This window comes from Streptomyces sp. NPDC005820 (genome assembly GCF_040630255.1).
Classification (GTDB): Bacteria; Actinomycetota; Actinomycetes; order Streptomycetales; family Streptomycetaceae; genus Streptomyces.
The window spans coordinates 52059-66678 of record NZ_JBEXXE010000015.1 but is presented as its reverse complement, the minus strand read 5'-3'; the positions used below and the strand labels follow the sequence as shown (position 1 = coordinate 66678).

At 74.3% G+C, this 14620-nt stretch carries 12 protein-coding genes; 4 read left to right on the top strand and 8 right to left on the bottom strand.

What is annotated here, in order from left to right; translation table 11 throughout:
* Positions 1 to 68: 68 nt before the first annotated feature.
* From ABZ464_RS19945 to ABZ464_RS19930, 4 genes are all read right to left on the bottom strand, one after another.
* A complete protein-coding gene (locus ABZ464_RS19945) occupies positions 69 to 2981 on the bottom strand; it encodes a poly(A) polymerase (protein WP_359278693.1) in 2913 nt (970 codons plus the stop codon).
* Positions 2981 to 4723, bottom strand: coding sequence for an RNA ligase family protein (locus tag ABZ464_RS19940; protein WP_359278690.1), 1743 nt, complete (start codon positions 4721 to 4723; stop codon positions 2981 to 2983). The genes ABZ464_RS19945 and ABZ464_RS19940 overlap by 1 nt, the downstream gene beginning before the upstream one ends.
* An 84-nt stretch (positions 4724 to 4807) precedes the next feature.
* On the bottom strand, positions 4808 to 7294 hold the full coding sequence (locus tag ABZ464_RS19935) for a SpoIIE family protein phosphatase (RefSeq protein WP_359278687.1): 2487 nt from the start codon (positions 7292 to 7294) through the stop codon (positions 4808 to 4810).
* A gap of 72 nt (positions 7295 to 7366) precedes the next feature.
* The gene (locus tag ABZ464_RS19930) at positions 7367 to 8221 is read right to left on the bottom strand and encodes a LysR family transcriptional regulator (RefSeq protein WP_359278993.1); all 855 of its coding nucleotides are present in this window, start codon (positions 8219 to 8221) and stop codon (positions 7367 to 7369) included.
* 179 nt (positions 8222 to 8400) lie between these two features.
* On the opposite strand from ABZ464_RS19930, the gene ABZ464_RS19925 reads away from it, so the two are divergent.
* Positions 8401 to 9204, top strand: a complete 804-nt coding sequence (locus ABZ464_RS19925; protein WP_359278991.1) for an EamA family transporter — start codon at positions 8401 to 8403, stop codon at positions 9202 to 9204.
* A 1-nt stretch (position 9205) separates the two neighbouring features.
* Here the strand turns inward: ABZ464_RS19925 and ABZ464_RS19920 are convergent, their stop codons facing one another.
* Positions 9206 to 9655 carry an Lrp/AsnC family transcriptional regulator gene (locus ABZ464_RS19920; protein WP_359278685.1) on the bottom strand — a complete coding sequence of 150 codons (450 nt, stop codon included), beginning with the start codon at positions 9653 to 9655 and terminating at the stop codon, positions 9206 to 9208.
* Positions 9656 to 9775: 120 nt separating this feature from the next.
* On the opposite strand from ABZ464_RS19920, the gene ABZ464_RS19915 reads away from it, so the two are divergent.
* The gene (locus tag ABZ464_RS19915) at positions 9776 to 10582 is read left to right on the top strand and encodes a hypothetical protein (protein WP_359278682.1); all 807 of its coding nucleotides are present in this window, start codon (positions 9776 to 9778) and stop codon (positions 10580 to 10582) included.
* Between the two features lie 37 nt (positions 10583 to 10619).
* The gene (locus tag ABZ464_RS19910; protein ID WP_359278679.1) at positions 10620 to 11258 is read left to right on the top strand and encodes a hypothetical protein; all 639 of its coding nucleotides are present in this window, start codon (positions 10620 to 10622) and stop codon (positions 11256 to 11258) included.
* Positions 11259 to 11276: 18 nt separating this feature from the next.
* On the opposite strand, the gene ABZ464_RS19905 is transcribed toward ABZ464_RS19910, so the two are convergent.
* Genes ABZ464_RS19905 through ABZ464_RS19895 form a run of 3 tightly spaced genes read right to left on the bottom strand, consistent with a single transcriptional unit; the run spans position 11277 to position 13348 of the window.
* Positions 11277 to 11732 (bottom strand): Lrp/AsnC family transcriptional regulator, encoded by a 456-nt coding sequence (locus ABZ464_RS19905; protein WP_359278676.1) that lies wholly within the window; start codon positions 11730 to 11732, stop codon positions 11277 to 11279.
* A 60-nt stretch (positions 11733 to 11792) separates the two neighbouring features.
* Positions 11793 to 12701, bottom strand: coding sequence for an amidohydrolase family protein (locus tag ABZ464_RS19900; RefSeq protein WP_359278673.1), 909 nt, complete (start codon positions 12699 to 12701; stop codon positions 11793 to 11795).
* 50 nt (positions 12702 to 12751) lie between these two features.
* The gene (locus ABZ464_RS19895; protein WP_359278670.1) at positions 12752 to 13348 is read right to left on the bottom strand and encodes a TetR/AcrR family transcriptional regulator; all 597 of its coding nucleotides are present in this window, start codon (positions 13346 to 13348) and stop codon (positions 12752 to 12754) included.
* A gap of 252 nt (positions 13349 to 13600) precedes the next feature.
* On the opposite strand from ABZ464_RS19895, the gene ABZ464_RS19890 reads away from it, so the two are divergent.
* Positions 13601 to 14563 carry a D-alanyl-D-alanine carboxypeptidase family protein gene (locus ABZ464_RS19890; RefSeq protein ID WP_359278667.1) on the top strand — a complete coding sequence of 321 codons (963 nt, stop codon included), beginning with the start codon at positions 13601 to 13603 and terminating at the stop codon, positions 14561 to 14563.
* Positions 14564 to 14620: the final 57 nt, after the last annotated feature.

Genomic DNA, 14620 nt, shown 5'->3' with positions numbered 1-14620 from the left:
TTCATGAACTTGCCGCACAAATGTGCGTATATCGGGTGGCCTCGAGGCTCCGCGTCACCGGCGGGGGATCACGTCGGCGTGGGCAGCGCCCCGCCGTCGATGCACTCCCACTCGACGCCGGACAGGCCGGTCAGCCATCGATCGGCGATGCGCGCGAGCCGCTCGGCGGAAGGGGGTGGCGTGGGTCCGAGCCCGATCGCGTACCGGGCGGTCGTCGGCTCGGCGGGCAGCGCCCGCGGCCAGGCGTGGGCTTCCGCCACGCCCGACTCCGCCAGCGCTCCGAGCAACGCCCGCATCCGTCCCCGTACGCGCCCGTTCAACTGGTCGAAGTCCTCCGGGCGGCGGGGCCGGACCGTCACCACGGCCCAGGCCGCGTGGCGCCGGTGCAGGGGCGGCGGCGACAGCAGCGCGGGCCGGGGATCCGCGCCGGAGTCGGCCGCCGCCTCCACGGCCTCCCAGGCCCGGTACAGCTCCTGGCTCAGCAGATCCCTGGTGCCGGAGCCGACCTGGCCGGTGCAGGAGCGCACGGGCGCGCTGGGCGTCAGCACGGTCAGGGCCGCGTCGTCGGCCGCCGGGCCCTCCCCGCCGAGGGCGACCGGCTCCCGCCAGTCCCACGCGGCCCAGGTGCCGAAGAACCGCCGCAGCAGCTCGCCGTCGTCGGCGACGTCCGGCGCCTCCCGGACCGTACGGGCCGCGAGCACCGCCCACGCCACCCCGGGCAGCCCGCCGAACGGAGCGGAGTCCAGCCCGCGCGCCCTCGCCCACGCCTTCACGGCGCGCGCCAGCGACGCGAACCCCGGCGTCCGCTCCGCGCCCACGGCCGCCAGGACCGCGTCCGCGTCGGAGACCGCGCTCAGCGCGATCGCCGCGGCCTCGCCCAGCTCGGCCCGCCGGGCCACCGCGTCCCGCGGCGGCAGCGGCCCCGTGCCCACGACCACCAGGTCCACGTCGAGCCCCTCGGCGCGCAACCGCAGCCCCGGCACGCGCGCGCCGACGACCTCGCGCACCCGCGTCGCGTCCGGCAGCGCCGCCATGACCCGCTCCCGTACGACCGTGAGGTCGACCGTGCCCGGCAGCGCGGCCACCACGTCCAGGTCCGCGCCCGCGAGAGCGCAGCCCATGCGCCGGGACCCGGCCGCCTGCACGGCGCCCTCGGGGAACGCGTCCGTCAGACGTCGTACGACCCGCCCGGCCGCCGCCTCGTCGGTGGTGGGCAGGACGTCCTGGCCGGCGGCGGGCGTGGCCCAGTCCGCCCAGTCCCGGTCGGGGCGGCCGACGGCCGGCTCGGGCAGCCACCGCATCTCGCCGGTGCCGAGGGCGACCGTGGCCCGCGGGCGCATCGGTTCGTCGCCCCGCCGGGACAGCAGGACCAGCTCGCCGACCCGCGCGGTCATGGGGGAGAGACGGGCCGCGCAGTCGACCTCGACCGCGTGCGGGTCGGAGGTGCGGCCGAGGCTCAGATGCGGGGTGAAGCCCTCGTGGCGTCCCCGGCAGCGCGGGAACCGCCGGACGAGGGCCTGCCACAGTTCCGCCCACGGTGTCTCGTCGGCCGCGGCGGGGTCCAGCCACACGGTGGCGCCGTGCCGGTGCCCGAAGGTGTGGAGCCCGTCGAGCCGGGCCGTGAACGGCCGGACCTGCGCGGCGGCCGCGGCGAGCAGCGGCGCCGCCCGCTCGAACTCCGCCTCGGGGACGAAGCCGAACAGCACGTTGACATGCGGCGGCCAGCGCCGGATCTGCACGTCGTGGTCCCGGCGCACGTCCTGGATCGCGGGCCACAGCTCACGCGGCGGAACCCAGGCGAGTGCCGTACGGGGCGTCGGCGCGAGGTCGAGCACGTCGACGGGGGCACCGGTGCCGCAGTACAGCTCGGCGGCGACCCCGTAATGGTCGGAGACATACAGCCCCTGCGGGGAGGGCGTGTCGCCGAGCAGCGCGGCGCCGGTCACGCGCGGGCCGTCGGAGGGGCGGACGAAGACCCGGTCGAGGCGGGAGGCCCGGCCGCTGAGGGAGGATACGGCGGCCAGCGGGTTCACGCCCGGATCGAAGGTGGGGGAGTCGTCGCCGGGGCCGTGGGTCTCGGTCCAGGCGTCGAGCATGCCGAGGGTGCGCGCCGGGCCCGGCCCGCCGTCGTTGAAGTCGCCGGCCAGGACCAGACCGCCCGGCACGCCCGACAGCCCCTCGGCGAGCCGGGTCAGTTCGGCGGCGCGCCGGGCCGGCCCGTCCTCGGAGTGGTCGCTCGTCAGATGGGTGGCGGCCACGGTCAGCGGCCCGGACGCGGTGTCCACGACGAGGGCGGTGACGGCCTTGTGGTGCCCGAGGACGTGCACGGCACCCTCCCGTACGGGGATGCGGCTGAGCAGGAGCAGCCCGCACTCGTCGACGTCCTTCCCGTAGGGGTCGGCGGCGAGGGTGTACCGCGCCCGTACCCACTCCGCGTCCAGCAGCATCGTCAGCAGCCCTGCCTCGACCTCCTGCAGGGCGATGACGTCCGCGTCGGCGCGCTCCAGCGCCCCGAGCAGCAGCGGGCGGCGCCGGGCGGTGTCGATGCGGTGGCTGTCGTAGCGGTCCCAGAGCGTGTTCCAGGTCAGGATCCGCACCCGGTCCGGCCCCGCGTCCGGCCCCGCGTCCGGCCCCGCGTCCGGCGCCGGGGGCGGCGCGGGCCGCCATCGTCCGGCCGCCGCGTCCCAGGCGTGCGGGGTGCGCGCCGTGAAGAAGGGCGCCCGCAGCCGCCGTGCCTCGCGCACCCGGCCCGCGCCGGAGGCGTCGATACGGTCCACACCGGAGGCGCGGTCCCACACCAGCTCGCCGTCCGCCTCCACGAACAGCACCCGGTGCCAGGGGATCTCGCCGCCCGGCACGAACGCCGGCAGCGGCACCCGCTTCGGCGCGGCATGGCGCTGGTTGATGCCGAGCACGAACCGCGCGGGGTCGAAGCGCGGGTCCCAGCGCACCCGGTGGTAGATCTCCTCGCTGGTACGCATCAGGCGTCCTCCCCCTCCAGTGTGCCGTCGCGGTCCTGCACGGTCCCGTCCGCGCCGACGTACCAGGTCCGGTGCGCCTGGCCGGGGTACGGCGGCACGAACCGGCGCAACTGCCCCGCCAGGACGCCGGCCGGCACCGGATGCGCACGCCCGGCGTTGCGTCGTACGAGCTCGTCCTCGTCCGTGACCAGCACGGCGTGCGTGACCAGCGCGTCGCGGCGGCGGGCCACGGCGTGCACCAGGGACCGCTGGTGCGGGTTGAGCGAGGTGGCGTCCCACACGACCGTGCCGGCACCGGCCGCGAGGGCCCGGTCCAGCCGGTCCAGGCCCTCCCGCAGCACCTCCCCGTTGGCCCCCTGGTCCGCCCGCGCGCCACGCGCCTCCCGCAGCCCGTCCAGGGAGACGCATGCCGAGACGCCCTCCAGCCGGGCCGCGAAGGCGCTCTTGCCGCTGCCGGACGGCCCCACGAGGTGCACCAGCCGAGGGGATTCCCCGCCACGCCACCGCCAGGTCGCCGCGACGGCCTCCTCCGCCGTGCGGACCCGCCCCTCGGCGTACGCCTCCCGCGCCTGCGCCCAGCAGCGGTCCGCCGCCGCGCCGCCGATCCCGTCGCGCTCCAGCGCCTCGCGCAGCCCTGCCCGCAGCGCGCCGAGCGGCGCCTCGCCGAACAGCCCGGCCTCCTGCGCGTGCAGCGCGGACCACTCCACCTGCTCACGCGCCTCGTCGTCCCCGGCGACCGCCCCCGCGACGGTGTGCAGCACCCCGAGATCGGCCGCGAAGGACATTCTCACGAGCCCGGCCCGCCGCTCCGCGTCCGGATAGGGCCGGTGCAGCGCGCCGTGTAGCCCCACCAGATCGGCGACCCGCCGCGCGAGCGGCACGCCGAGCACCCCGGCGGCCCCGCTCATCAGCCTCGTCCGGGGCACGCGGTGCAGCAGCGCGGCGAGCACCCCCGCGAGCCGGGCGTCCCCACCGCGCCCGAGTACATCCAGCCGCGCGCCCACCTCCACGGCGGCGACCGCGGCGAAACCGGGGGTCGCACCGAGGCCGGGCATGCCGAGACACGCGGCCAGCGTCTCCGCGTCCGGGGCCGCTCCGGACCGTACGGCCCACAGGGGCGCCGCCGGGCCGAGTCCGTTCGCCACGACGGCCGCGTGCATCCAGTGCGTGTCCGTCGTGACATGCCCGGACCGCACCCACTTGGCGACCCGCCCGGCGAACTCCGCCCGCGCGAAGCCCTCCACCGTCCGTACGACGAACCCCTCCTGGCGTCCGGTCTCCACCCGCAGCCGCCGCAGCGTCCGTTCGTCGAACACACCGCGCCACAGCACCGGCGGCACGGGCACCCCCAGCCCGCGCAGGAACCGCACGGTGTCGTCCCAGCCCAGGCACCGGTCGTGCGCGTCCCAGACGGAGAAGCCGTAGAAGTAGCCGTCCAGGGTGTCGTACGCAAGGGAGTGGCGCGCGTACAGGTTCTCGCCGCACACCCGCCAGCCCGCCGGTATCCGCGCCCCCACGCGCCCCTGGAGCGCCTTGACCCACGCCCGTGACGGATGGTGCGCGGAGTCGACGGACCGCGCGTGCAGTCCGTCCGCGTACAGCGTGGTGTTCTCCCCGTCGAGCTTCTCGGTGACGACGACCTCCCGCCCGACGAACCCCTCTAGGCCCCCGGTCCGCACATCGTCGGCGGAGACCCCAGGTGACCAGGGCAGATGGGGAGTTCGGGGGTAGGCGGTGCGCATGGCGGCCACTATAGGAGCGCGGGAAACGGGGCCTCCAACGGTTTACGGGGCGGGCGGGGCGGCGTGGCCGCCGCCGTTGTCCTGTCACCTGTCGGCGGAGGCGGAGGCGGATGCCGAGTCCAGGGCCAGTGACGCCCAGATGGTCTTGCCGGTGCCGGTGTGGCGGGTGCCCCAGGCGCGGCTGAGCTGGGCCACGAGAAGGATGCCGCGGCCGCCCTCGTCGTAGGTGCGGGCGCGGCGCAGATGCGGGGCGGTGTTGCTGGAGTCGGACACCTCGCAGATGAGCCGGCGGTCGCGGAGCAGCCGCAGCCGGATGGGCGGTTCGGCGTGCCGGATCGCGTTGGTGACCAGCTCGCTCACCACCAGTTCGGCGACGAAGGACACCTCCGGCAGGTCCCAGGTGTCGAGCTGGGCGGTCACGAGCTTGCGGGCGCGGGCCACCATGGACGGCTCCGCCGGCAGGTCCCAGGTGGCCACCCGACCGGGGTCGAACGCCCGGGTGCGGGCGACGAGCAGGGCGATGTCGTCGCCGGGACGCTCGGGCGGCACCGAAGCGAGCACGGTGTCGCACACCTCGTCCGGTGACGCGGCCGGACGGGCGAGGGCCCGCCGCAGCCGTACGGTCCCCTCGTCCAGGTCCTGCTCACGGGACTCGAGCAGCCCGTCGGTGTACAGGGCGATCAGACTGCCCTCCGGAAGGACGAGCTCGGTCGTCTCGAACGGCACCCCGCCCAGTCCCAGCGGGGGGCCGGGCGGCACGTCCGGGAACTCGACGTCTCCGCCGGGCCCGACGACGGCGGGCGCCGGGTGGCCGGCGCTGGCCAGGGTGCAGACCCGGGAGACCGGGTCGTAGACGGCGTACAGACAGGTGGCGCCGAGACCGGTCGCCAGCTCGGCCGCCTGGTCGGGCGGTACGTCGTCGTCCGGGGCCGCGTCCCCGGAGAGCCGGATCACCAGATCGTCCAGGTGGGTGAGGAGTTCGTCGGCCGGGAGGTCGATGTCGGCGAGGGTGCGTACGGCGGTCCGCAGCCGCCCCATGATCGCCGAGGCCTGGATGCCGTGCCCGACCACGTCCCCGACGACCAGGGCGACCCGGGCGCCGGACAGCGGGATCAGATCGAACCAGTCCCCGCCCACCCCGGCCAGGGTGTCCGAGGGCAGATAGCGGAAGGCCGCCTCCACCGCGGCCTGGGCGGGCAGCCGCTGGGGCAGCAGGGTCCGCTGGAGCGTCAGCGCGGTGTCCCGTTCGCGGGTGTACCGGCGCGCGTTGTCGATGCAGACGGCGGCGCGCGCGGTGATCTCCTCGGCGAGCAGCAGATCCCCCGCGCCGAACGACTCCGGCCGCTGGTGCCGCAGGAAGACGGCCACGCCCAGGGTGTGCCCGCGGGCCGTGAGCGGTACCGCCATGACGGAGTGGATGCCGAAGGCGCGGACCGCGGCCGGCCGCCCCGGGTGCCCCGCCGACCAGTCGGCCGACCACGGGTCGAACTCGGCCCGGAGCACCGCCCGGCCCGTGGCCAGGCACTCCGCCGTCGGCGAGTCCGCCGGCCAGTTGTCGGTCTCGCCGGGGCTCAGCACGGCCTCGGCGACACCCGGCAGCACCGACTGCTGGGCGGCCCGCCGGAGCCGGAACACCCCCTCCAGCGCCTGCCCGTACCCGGGCTCCCCGGCTTCCGCCCGCTCGACGTCGGGGAGCAGCTCGACGGTGACGAAGTCGGCGAACTCCGGGACGGCCACGTCCGTCAGTTCCTGTGCCGTGCGGGTGACGTCCAGCGTGCTCCCGATCCGGGCACCGGCGTCGCTGAGCAGCTGCAACCGCTTGTGCGCCCAGTACTGCTCGGTGCGGTCGTGCGCCGACAGGCCCACCCCGCGCAGCACGCCGTGTCCGTCCTTCAGCGGGAAGAGCGAGAGCGACCAGGCCTGCTTGCGGGGTTCGCCCGCGACCCGCACCTGGACCTCGACGTCCTGCGGGCGTCCCGTCCGCAGCACCTCCGCCATATGGCGCTCGACCCGGTCGAACTCCGGGTGGGCCACGATCTCGGCGTGCCGCAGCCCGCGCATCTCCGCCTCGCCGAGGTTCATCGCGTGCTCGGAGAAGCGGTTGGCGTGGACCAGGCGCAGCCGGGTGTCGTAGATCTCCATCGAGCAGCAGGAGGCCTGGTAGAAGCTCCACGCGGCCAGTTCGTCGGACTCCGGGGCGGGCACGGCGTCGGCGAGCGCGGACAGCACGAGCCAGTCGCCCCGGCCGCCCTGCGCCGTCCGGTGGTGGGCGAGCAGCCGGACGCCCACGCCGTGCCCGTCCCGGTGCCGCAGCCGGACCGTGCCGGTCCACCTCGGCAGGTCCGGCAGCCGGCGCAGCGTCTCGGCGGGCGGTTCTCCGTCGACCAGGGTGGCGGCCGGACGGCCGACGATCTCCGCCGCCGGGTGGCCGAGCAGCCCTCGGGCGCCCTCGCTCCACTCGGTGACCGTGCCGTGCTCGTCGACGACGGCCCGGGCCGTCAGCTCCTCGCCGGGCACGTGGAGCGGACCGTCGGGCGGCCGGTCTCCGTCGCCGTGCGTCCGTCCCACCACCGTCTCGCCTCCACCCGTGCGAGGGCTTCCCTTCCCACCCATACTGCGCGGCCGGTACCACGGGGCGCGAGGTCAGCCCTCGCGGTACAGCGCGGTGAGCAGTTCGATCGCCCGCTGGGCGGCCGGGTGGGGATCGTCCCGCCACCAGGCCAGGCGCACCGCGATGGGTTCGGCGTCGCGGACCGGCCGGTAGACGACGCCCGGCCGGGGGTACTGGTGGGCGGTGGACTCCGCCGTGACCCCGACCCCGCGCCCGCCGGAGATCTCGTTCAGCCAGTCGTCCACGTCGTGGATCTCCTCGATCGCGGGGCGGGAGCCGGCCGGCCACAGCTCGGGCGTGGTGGTCCCGGTCCGCCGGTCGATGAGCAGCGTGCGGTCGCTGAGATCGGCCAGACGCAGCGAGCGCCGCCCGGCCAGGGGGTCGTCGGACGACAGAGCGCACAGGCGTCGCTCCAGGCCGATGATGGCCGAGTCGAAACGGCGGTCGTCCAAGGGCCTGCGGACGATGGCGAGGTCGCAGACGCCCTCCACCAGTCCGGCGCTGCCGGAGTTGAAGCGGACCAGGTGCAGATCCGTGCCGGGGTGCTCCCGGGCCCAGCGGCGCTGGAACGCGGGGGTGTGCCGGCCGAGCGCCGACCAGGCGTAGCCGATCCGCAGGCCGGCCCGGCCCGAGGTGGCGGCCTGGACCAGGCCCTCCACCTCGCCGAGCACCCGGCGGGCGTGCGCCAGCACCCGCAGCCCGGTCGGCGTCGGCGCGACCTCGCGGGAGGTGCGCCGCAACAGCCGTACCCCCAGGTTGCGTTCGAGTGAGGCCAGACTCCGGGACACCGCCGCCTGGGAGACGCCGAGGGCGATCGCCGCGTCGGTGAAACTGCCCTCGTCGACGATGGCGACCAGACAGCGCAGCTGCCGTACCTCCACACCCATGGCTCCATCCATAACCAGAGTGTATGGATAAGGTCGTGGACGCATTTTGCGTATGAGGGGTCGCGCTGCACGATCCGAGCATGGACAGCGCATCCGGCACCCTCTCCGAGTCTTCCGGCACGGCTCCGCGTACGGCGTCCCCCGAGCCGGCGCGCGGACGGTCGGCCGGGGTGGCCACCATGGTCGGCAGCGGTCTGTCGAACCAGGTGGGCGCCGCCATCGGCTCGCTCGCCTTCCCGGTCCTCGGCCCGCTGGGCGTCGTCGCCGTCCGGCAGTACGTCGCCGCCCTCGTCCTCTTCGCCGTCGGCCGCCCCGGACTGCGGGACCTCACCTGGGCACAGTGGCGTCCGGTGCTGGGGCTGGCCGTCGTGTTCGGGACGATGAACCTCTCCCTCTACACCGCCATCGACCGGATCGGCCTCGGGCTGGCGGTGACGCTGGAGTTCCTCGGCCCGCTGACCATCGCCCTCACCGCGGCGCGCCGCCGCGTCGACGCCCTGTGCGCGGTGATCGCCGCCGCGGGGGTGGTCACGCTGATGCGCCCGCGGCCCTCGACCGACTACGCGGGGATGGGCCTGGGCCTGCTCGCCGCCTGCTGCTGGGCGTCGTACATCCTGCTCAACCGCAGCGTCGGCCGCCGTGTCCCGGGAGCGCAGGGCTCCGCCGCGGCGGCCGGGATCTCCGCGCTGACCTTTCTGCCGATCGGCGTGGTCCTCGTCCTGCGGCAGCCGCCGGGCGCCGCGGCGGTCGGCTACGCCGTCGCGGCAGGTGTGCTCTCCTCGGCCGTGCCCTATCTCGCCGATCTGTTCACCCTGCGCCGGGTCCCCGCCCAGGCCTTCGGGCTCTTCATGAGCGTCAACCCGCTGCTGGCCGCCCTCGTCGGATGGATCGGCCTCGGCCAGGATCTGGGTCCGACGGAATGGGCGAGCATCGGCGCCATCGTGGCCGCGAACACGCTGAGCATGCTGGTACGGCGGGACTGACTCAGGGCTCGACCGCGCGGCCGGCGTCCAGCTCCACCTCGTGCAGCACGAGCCGGCTGCGCACCTCGCGCACACCCAGTTCCGCCTTGAGGCGGTCCACGACCGTCTCGAACTCACGGGCGTCGGCACACGCCACCCGCAGCTGGAAGTCGTACTCGCCGGTCATGCGCACGGCGCTGATCACCTGCGGCACATCGCCGAGCTGTTCCTCGAAGGCCCAGCGGTCCACCGCCTCGCGCAGCCGGATGTCGCTGATGAGCTGCATGCCGCGGCCGAACGCCGCCAGGTTCAGTTCGGCGCGGTAGCCCTGGATGACACCGGACGTCTGCAGCCGGCGCACCCGGTCGGCCACCGTGTTCGCCGACAGGCGCACCTGACGGCCCAGCTCCTGATAGGTCGCCCGGCCGTCCCGGAGGAGCAGGGCGAGCAGCTGTCGATCGATACGGTCCACGGTCCCATTCTAGGAATTCTCACCCCTTGCAGAAAAGTGGCGAGTATTCCTCGGCCAGAAGGCCTCCATGCCCGATATATCCGCAACAAATTCGGGCGGATCGGCGCGAAAATCACCGGTATGGAATCCGTGCTTCTCCGGGCCGCTCTCGCTCCCTCCCTCGCTCTGCTCGCCTCCCTCGTCGCCCGCCGTATGGGCCCGCGGCGCGGCGGCCAACTGCTCGGCGCGCCGACCACCACGGGGCCGTTCCTCGCGATGACCTGGATGAACTCCGGCCCCACGACGACGGCGTCGGCCGCGCAGGGCGGTGTCGCCGGGATGCTGGTCGTGGCCTGTTACAGCCTCGCGTACGCCCGGTTCGCCCCGGCCCGCCGCCCGGCACGGACACTGCTGCTCGCCCTGCTCTGCGCGCTGGGCGCGGCGGTGGTCGGGCCGGCCTTCGGCAACGTCTGGCTGTCCGCCGCACTGACCTCGTCCGTGATCGTCCTCGGGCTGCTGACCTGGCCCGACGCCGATCCCGCCGGGCGGTCGCCGGGTCCCGCCCGGCGGTGGGAGATCCCGACGCGGATGGCGCTCTCCGGCGTGATCGTGACAGCTGCGCTGATCACGACCGCCGTGATCGGGCCCCTGGTCGGCGGTGTCCTGGCCGCGCTTCCGGTGCTGCTGTCGGTCATGGGCCCCTCGATCCACCGCACGGCCGGAGCCGCGGCGGCGGCCGACCTGATGCGCGGCGCGCTCACCTCCGTCGCCGGGACCCTCGGCTTCCTGCTGGTCCTCTCTTTCGCCCCGCTCACGCTCGGACCGGCCATGGCCTTCCTGCTCGCCCTGGCCGCGTTCGCGGCGACCGACTCGCTGGTCCGGCACGGCGTGGCCCGTGTCCGCACCCTCGCCCTGGCCCGGTCGTGCGCCGTACGGGGTGGCTCCTGAGGCGTGAACGGGCGGGCCGTGACGGTACATTGCGCCGATGAGCGAAGAACTGCCGCCCGGCGGTGTCGTGTTCGGCGCCGACGAATGGGAGGCCCGGTGGGCGGACGCCTGGCGGCCGGAACAGGTCGCCGAGCGGCTGGCCGGGGTCGGGACGCCCTGGTGCGTGGCGGCCGGATGGGCGCTGGATCTGTTCCGCGGGCGGCGGACCCGGCCGCACGGTGATCTGGAGATCGCGGTGCCCTCGGCGGACTTCCCGGAGGTGCGGGACCGCTTCCCCGCGTACGCGTGGGACGCGGTGGGGTCGGGACACGTCTGGGCGGCGGCGGGGCCCGCGGCACTGGCGGCCACCCACCAGACCTGGCTCCGGGATCCGGCGAGCGGGCGGTTCCTGTTCGACGTCTTCCGCGAGCCGCACGAGGGCGGGACGTGGATCTGCCGACGGGACGAGAGCCTGCGGCTGCCGTACGACGCGATCATCGAGCGGACGCCGGACGGGATTCCCTATCTGATCCCGGAGCTGGTGCTGCTGTTCAAGGCCAAGGCGGTACGGGCCAAGGACCAGGCGGACTTCGACGGGGTGCTGCCGGAACTCGGGCGGGCGCGCCGGGACCGGCTGGCGCAGTGGCTGGGGCGCGTGCATCCCGGGCATCCGTGGCAGGAATCGTTGATCGGGTGACGGGCGGCCCGTGGGCCCTCAGCGGCCCACGGGGCGCCGGGGCAGCGGGGACGAGTACACGACGCTGGTCGTCACGGAGCCCAGGCCGCCGATGCGCCCGCTGACCTCCTCCAGATGGCGCATGGAACGGGCCGCGACCTTGATGACGAAACAGTCGTCGCCCGTCACATGGTGGGCCTCCAGGATCTCCGGCATCGCGTCGACCAGGTCGTGGAACGGCTTGTAGTTGCCGTTCGGGTAGCGCAGCCGCACGAACGCGAGGATCGTCAGCCCGACCTTCTCCGGGTCCACGACCGCCGCGTACCCGTTGATGATCCCGGCCTCCTCCAGCCGGCGCACCCGCTCGGTGACCGCGCTGGGCGACATGGAGACGGCCCGCGCGAGGTCGGCGAAGCTGGCCCGGCCGTCGCGCTGGAGGACGTCGAGGATGTGCCAGTCGACGGCGTCAGGGGTGAACGGGGAAATCGCGGTCATGGCGGAGAGGTACCACGGATTCCCCGGCCTCGGCAATCAAGTGCCGTGGACCCACCGCGTTCACCCCAGCCCGAACAAGCGCGCCCCGTTGTCGTGGCAGACGCCCCGCAGCCATGCGTCGCCGAGGCCCAGGCGTTCCAGGGCTTCCAGCTGATGGACGTACGGATAGGGGATGTTGGGGAAGTCGCTGCCGAGGAGGATGCGGTCGGCCAGGTCGGAGAGCCGGGGCAGGGCGTCCGGGGGGAACGGGGCGAAGCGGTCCGCGAAGTCGGTGAAGGCCATGGTGGTGTCGAGCCTGACCTCCTGGTACCGCTCGGCGAGGGTCAGGAAGTCCTGGTACTCGGGCATCCCCATGTGCGCCACGATCAGCCGGAGGCGGGGGTGCCGGGCGAGGACCCGCTCCACCCGCTCGGGGCCGGTGTACTTGCCCGGTGCGGGACCCGAGCCGCAGTGGATCACGACGGGCACCCCGGCCTCGGCGAGCAGCCCCCAGGCGGGGTCGAGGAGGTCGTCCGCCGGGTCGTACGCCCCCACCTGGACGTGTGCCTTGAAGACGCGCGCACCCGACTCGATCGCCTCCCTGACGTAGGACTCGACTCCGGGCTCGGGGAACAGGGTCGAGGTGTGCAGGCAGCCGGGGGTGCGGCGGGCGAAGTCGGCGGCCCAGCCGTTCAGCCACTGCGCCATCTCCCCCTTGTGCGGATAGACCATCGAGGTGAAGGCGTGGACGCCGAAGTCCCGGAGCACGGCGAGGCGTTCGGCCTCCTCCGCACGGTAGGTGATGGGCCACTCGACGCCACCGGTCAGCGGGCCGAGCGCGTCGAAGTAGTCCCAGACCTTGCGCAGCACGTTCTCCGGCATGAAGTGGACGTGCACGTCGACGAGTCCCGGCAGCCCGAGCCGCTCCTGGAACCGCCGTACCGCGACCGCCTCGCCGGCCCAGTCATGTGCTTCCCGTGTTTCCGTCATACGTCCCTCTCGGCTTGTCGGGGGTGGGCGCGCCCGCGCCGGGGAACCGGTCAACCCGCCTTGCGCACGGCCGCGTCGAGCAGCGGGCCGAGTTCCCGGGACACGGTGGTGAGGGCCCGTACGTCCTGTTCCGCCCGGGCCATGATGATCGCGCCCTCCAGGGAGCTGATCATGAGCGTGCCGAGCGCGTCCGACCGCTCCCCGGGGACACCCAGGTCGGTCAGTGCCGCGGCCAGCGGTGCGGTCCAGGCGGCGAAGGCGGCGGCGGTGGCCTCCCTCGTGGACTCGGTGGTCTCGGCACAGTCCACCGTGGCGGCGGCCAGCGAGCAGCCGCCCGCGAAGCCGGCGGTCTCGTACTCGTCCGTCCACTGGCGCACCATCTCGGCGAACAGCGCGCTCGGTGTGGGCTCCGGCAGCGCGGCCAGGAACCGGGCCACCCGCTTGGCCGCGTACCGTCCGGCCCAGCCCACGGCCTCGTTGAGCAGCTGTTCCTTGCCGCCGGGGAAGTAGTGCTGGAGCGAGCCGCGCGGTGCCCCGGCATGGGCGGCGACCTCGCGCATACCAGTGGCGGCGACCCCGCCGCGCCGCAGGAGCTGGGCCGCGCTGAAGACCATCCGCTCGCGCGGGCCACGCTCGGACATCGCCATCCCTGACCCCGTCCCTTCGCTCGGCGGTGCGGAAGCCTTACGGACTCATCCTATGACCACCGTCATAGAAGAGTGCGGTCGGAGTGCGGTCAGTGTGTGGTCAGGGCCGCAGGCCGGGACAAACACCCTGGCCGCCAAGGAGGTTGACGGGATCCGGACTCGGAACCTTCGCCCGTATCCCCTAGAGTGCCCTCAGTTCGGGGGCGGGCAGGAGAACAGGGCGCGTCCGCGTGGAGTCGAGAGAGGACCACCATGCAGGGCACGCACGACGATCCGGCCCCGGGGCGCCACAGGAGGCCCAGCCGGCGCAGGTTCCTGCTGCTGGCCACGGCCGGCGCCGGTGCCGTCGGCACGGCGGGGATCGGCTGGTCGGCCTTCGGGAACGACACCCCGCCGCGGGTGTTCTCCTCCCAGCAGGACATCGACGCCCGCGAAAGCGCGGTCACCGCCGTGCTGGGCGCCGCGGACCCGGCGGCGGTCGCGGCCTGGATCACCGGCACGGGCACCGCCCCAGACACGATCCCGGCCGAACTGGACAGCCAGGTCAACGCCCTGGCGGACGCCGCCGCGGCCGGCACCGGCACCGACCGGGCCGCGGTCGTCGTCTCCCGGGTGCGCACCGCGGCCACCCAGCGGACCATATGGGACCGCAAGTACGACTTCCTGCGCACCGGTTCGGGCGGCGCCGGCACCTTCGGCGTCATCACCGACGAGATCCGCGCCAAGTACCCCACCGAGCTGGGCACGGACCCGCAGTGGGACCCCGACAAGGAATCCCACCGCACGGTCTGGGCGTCCATGACCCCGGACGAGCGCCAGATCGAGATACTGCGCACCTCGACCGCGCCGGGCGTTTCACGCCACCACCTCGGCTCCGACGCCGACTTCTTCGACACCACTCCCCAGAACTGGACGGACGGCGGCCCGCAAACCGCGCACTACGCCTGGCTGCGCGCGAACGCGTCCCGCTACGGTTTCCTTCAGACGTACACGGCCGAGTCGGCCCAGGACACCCCGGCGATCAGCCAGGAACGCTGGCACTGGTCGTACGCCCCGGTCGCGGAGGCGGTCCTGGGCTTCGTCCGGGCGAACGACGCCCTGATCACCGGCGCGCTGGACCAGCTGTGGAGCTACGACCCCGCGCGGTTCACCTACATCAGGGCGAACTGGCGGAACTACATGTTCCACGTCAACGAGCAGGCGTACTTCGGCTGAGCGCCGTCGATCGTGATGTGTGCCGCAGGTCCTCGGTGCCGTCGAGACACTGCCACC

Bases quoted from the DNA above. Each gene is read 5' to 3' on its own strand.
- ABZ464_RS19945 (WP_359278693.1), bottom strand. From the start codon at position 2,981: ATGCGTACCAGCGAGGAGATCTACCACCGGGTGCGCTGGGACCCGCGC.
- ABZ464_RS19940 (WP_359278690.1), bottom strand. From the start codon at position 4,723: ATGCGCACCGCCTACCCCCGAACTCCCCATCTGCCCTGGTCACCTGGG.
- ABZ464_RS19930 (WP_359278993.1), bottom strand. From the start codon at position 8,221: ATGGGTGTGGAGGTACGGCAGCTGCGCTGTCTGGTCGCCATCGTCGAC.
- ABZ464_RS19925 (WP_359278991.1), top strand. From the start codon at position 8,401: ATGGTCGGCAGCGGTCTGTCGAACCAGGTGGGCGCCGCCATCGGCTCG.
- ABZ464_RS19915 (WP_359278682.1), top strand. From the start codon at position 9,776: ATGGAATCCGTGCTTCTCCGGGCCGCTCTCGCTCCCTCCCTCGCTCTG.
- ABZ464_RS19910 (WP_359278679.1), top strand. From the start codon at position 10,620: ATGAGCGAAGAACTGCCGCCCGGCGGTGTCGTGTTCGGCGCCGACGAA.
- ABZ464_RS19905 (WP_359278676.1), bottom strand. From the start codon at position 11,732: ATGACCGCGATTTCCCCGTTCACCCCTGACGCCGTCGACTGGCACATC.
- ABZ464_RS19900 (WP_359278673.1), bottom strand. From the start codon at position 12,701: ATGACGGAAACACGGGAAGCACATGACTGGGCCGGCGAGGCGGTCGCG.
- ABZ464_RS19895 (WP_359278670.1), bottom strand. From the start codon at position 13,348: ATGGCGATGTCCGAGCGTGGCCCGCGCGAGCGGATGGTCTTCAGCGCG.
- ABZ464_RS19890 (WP_359278667.1), top strand. From the start codon at position 13,601: ATGCAGGGCACGCACGACGATCCGGCCCCGGGGCGCCACAGGAGGCCC.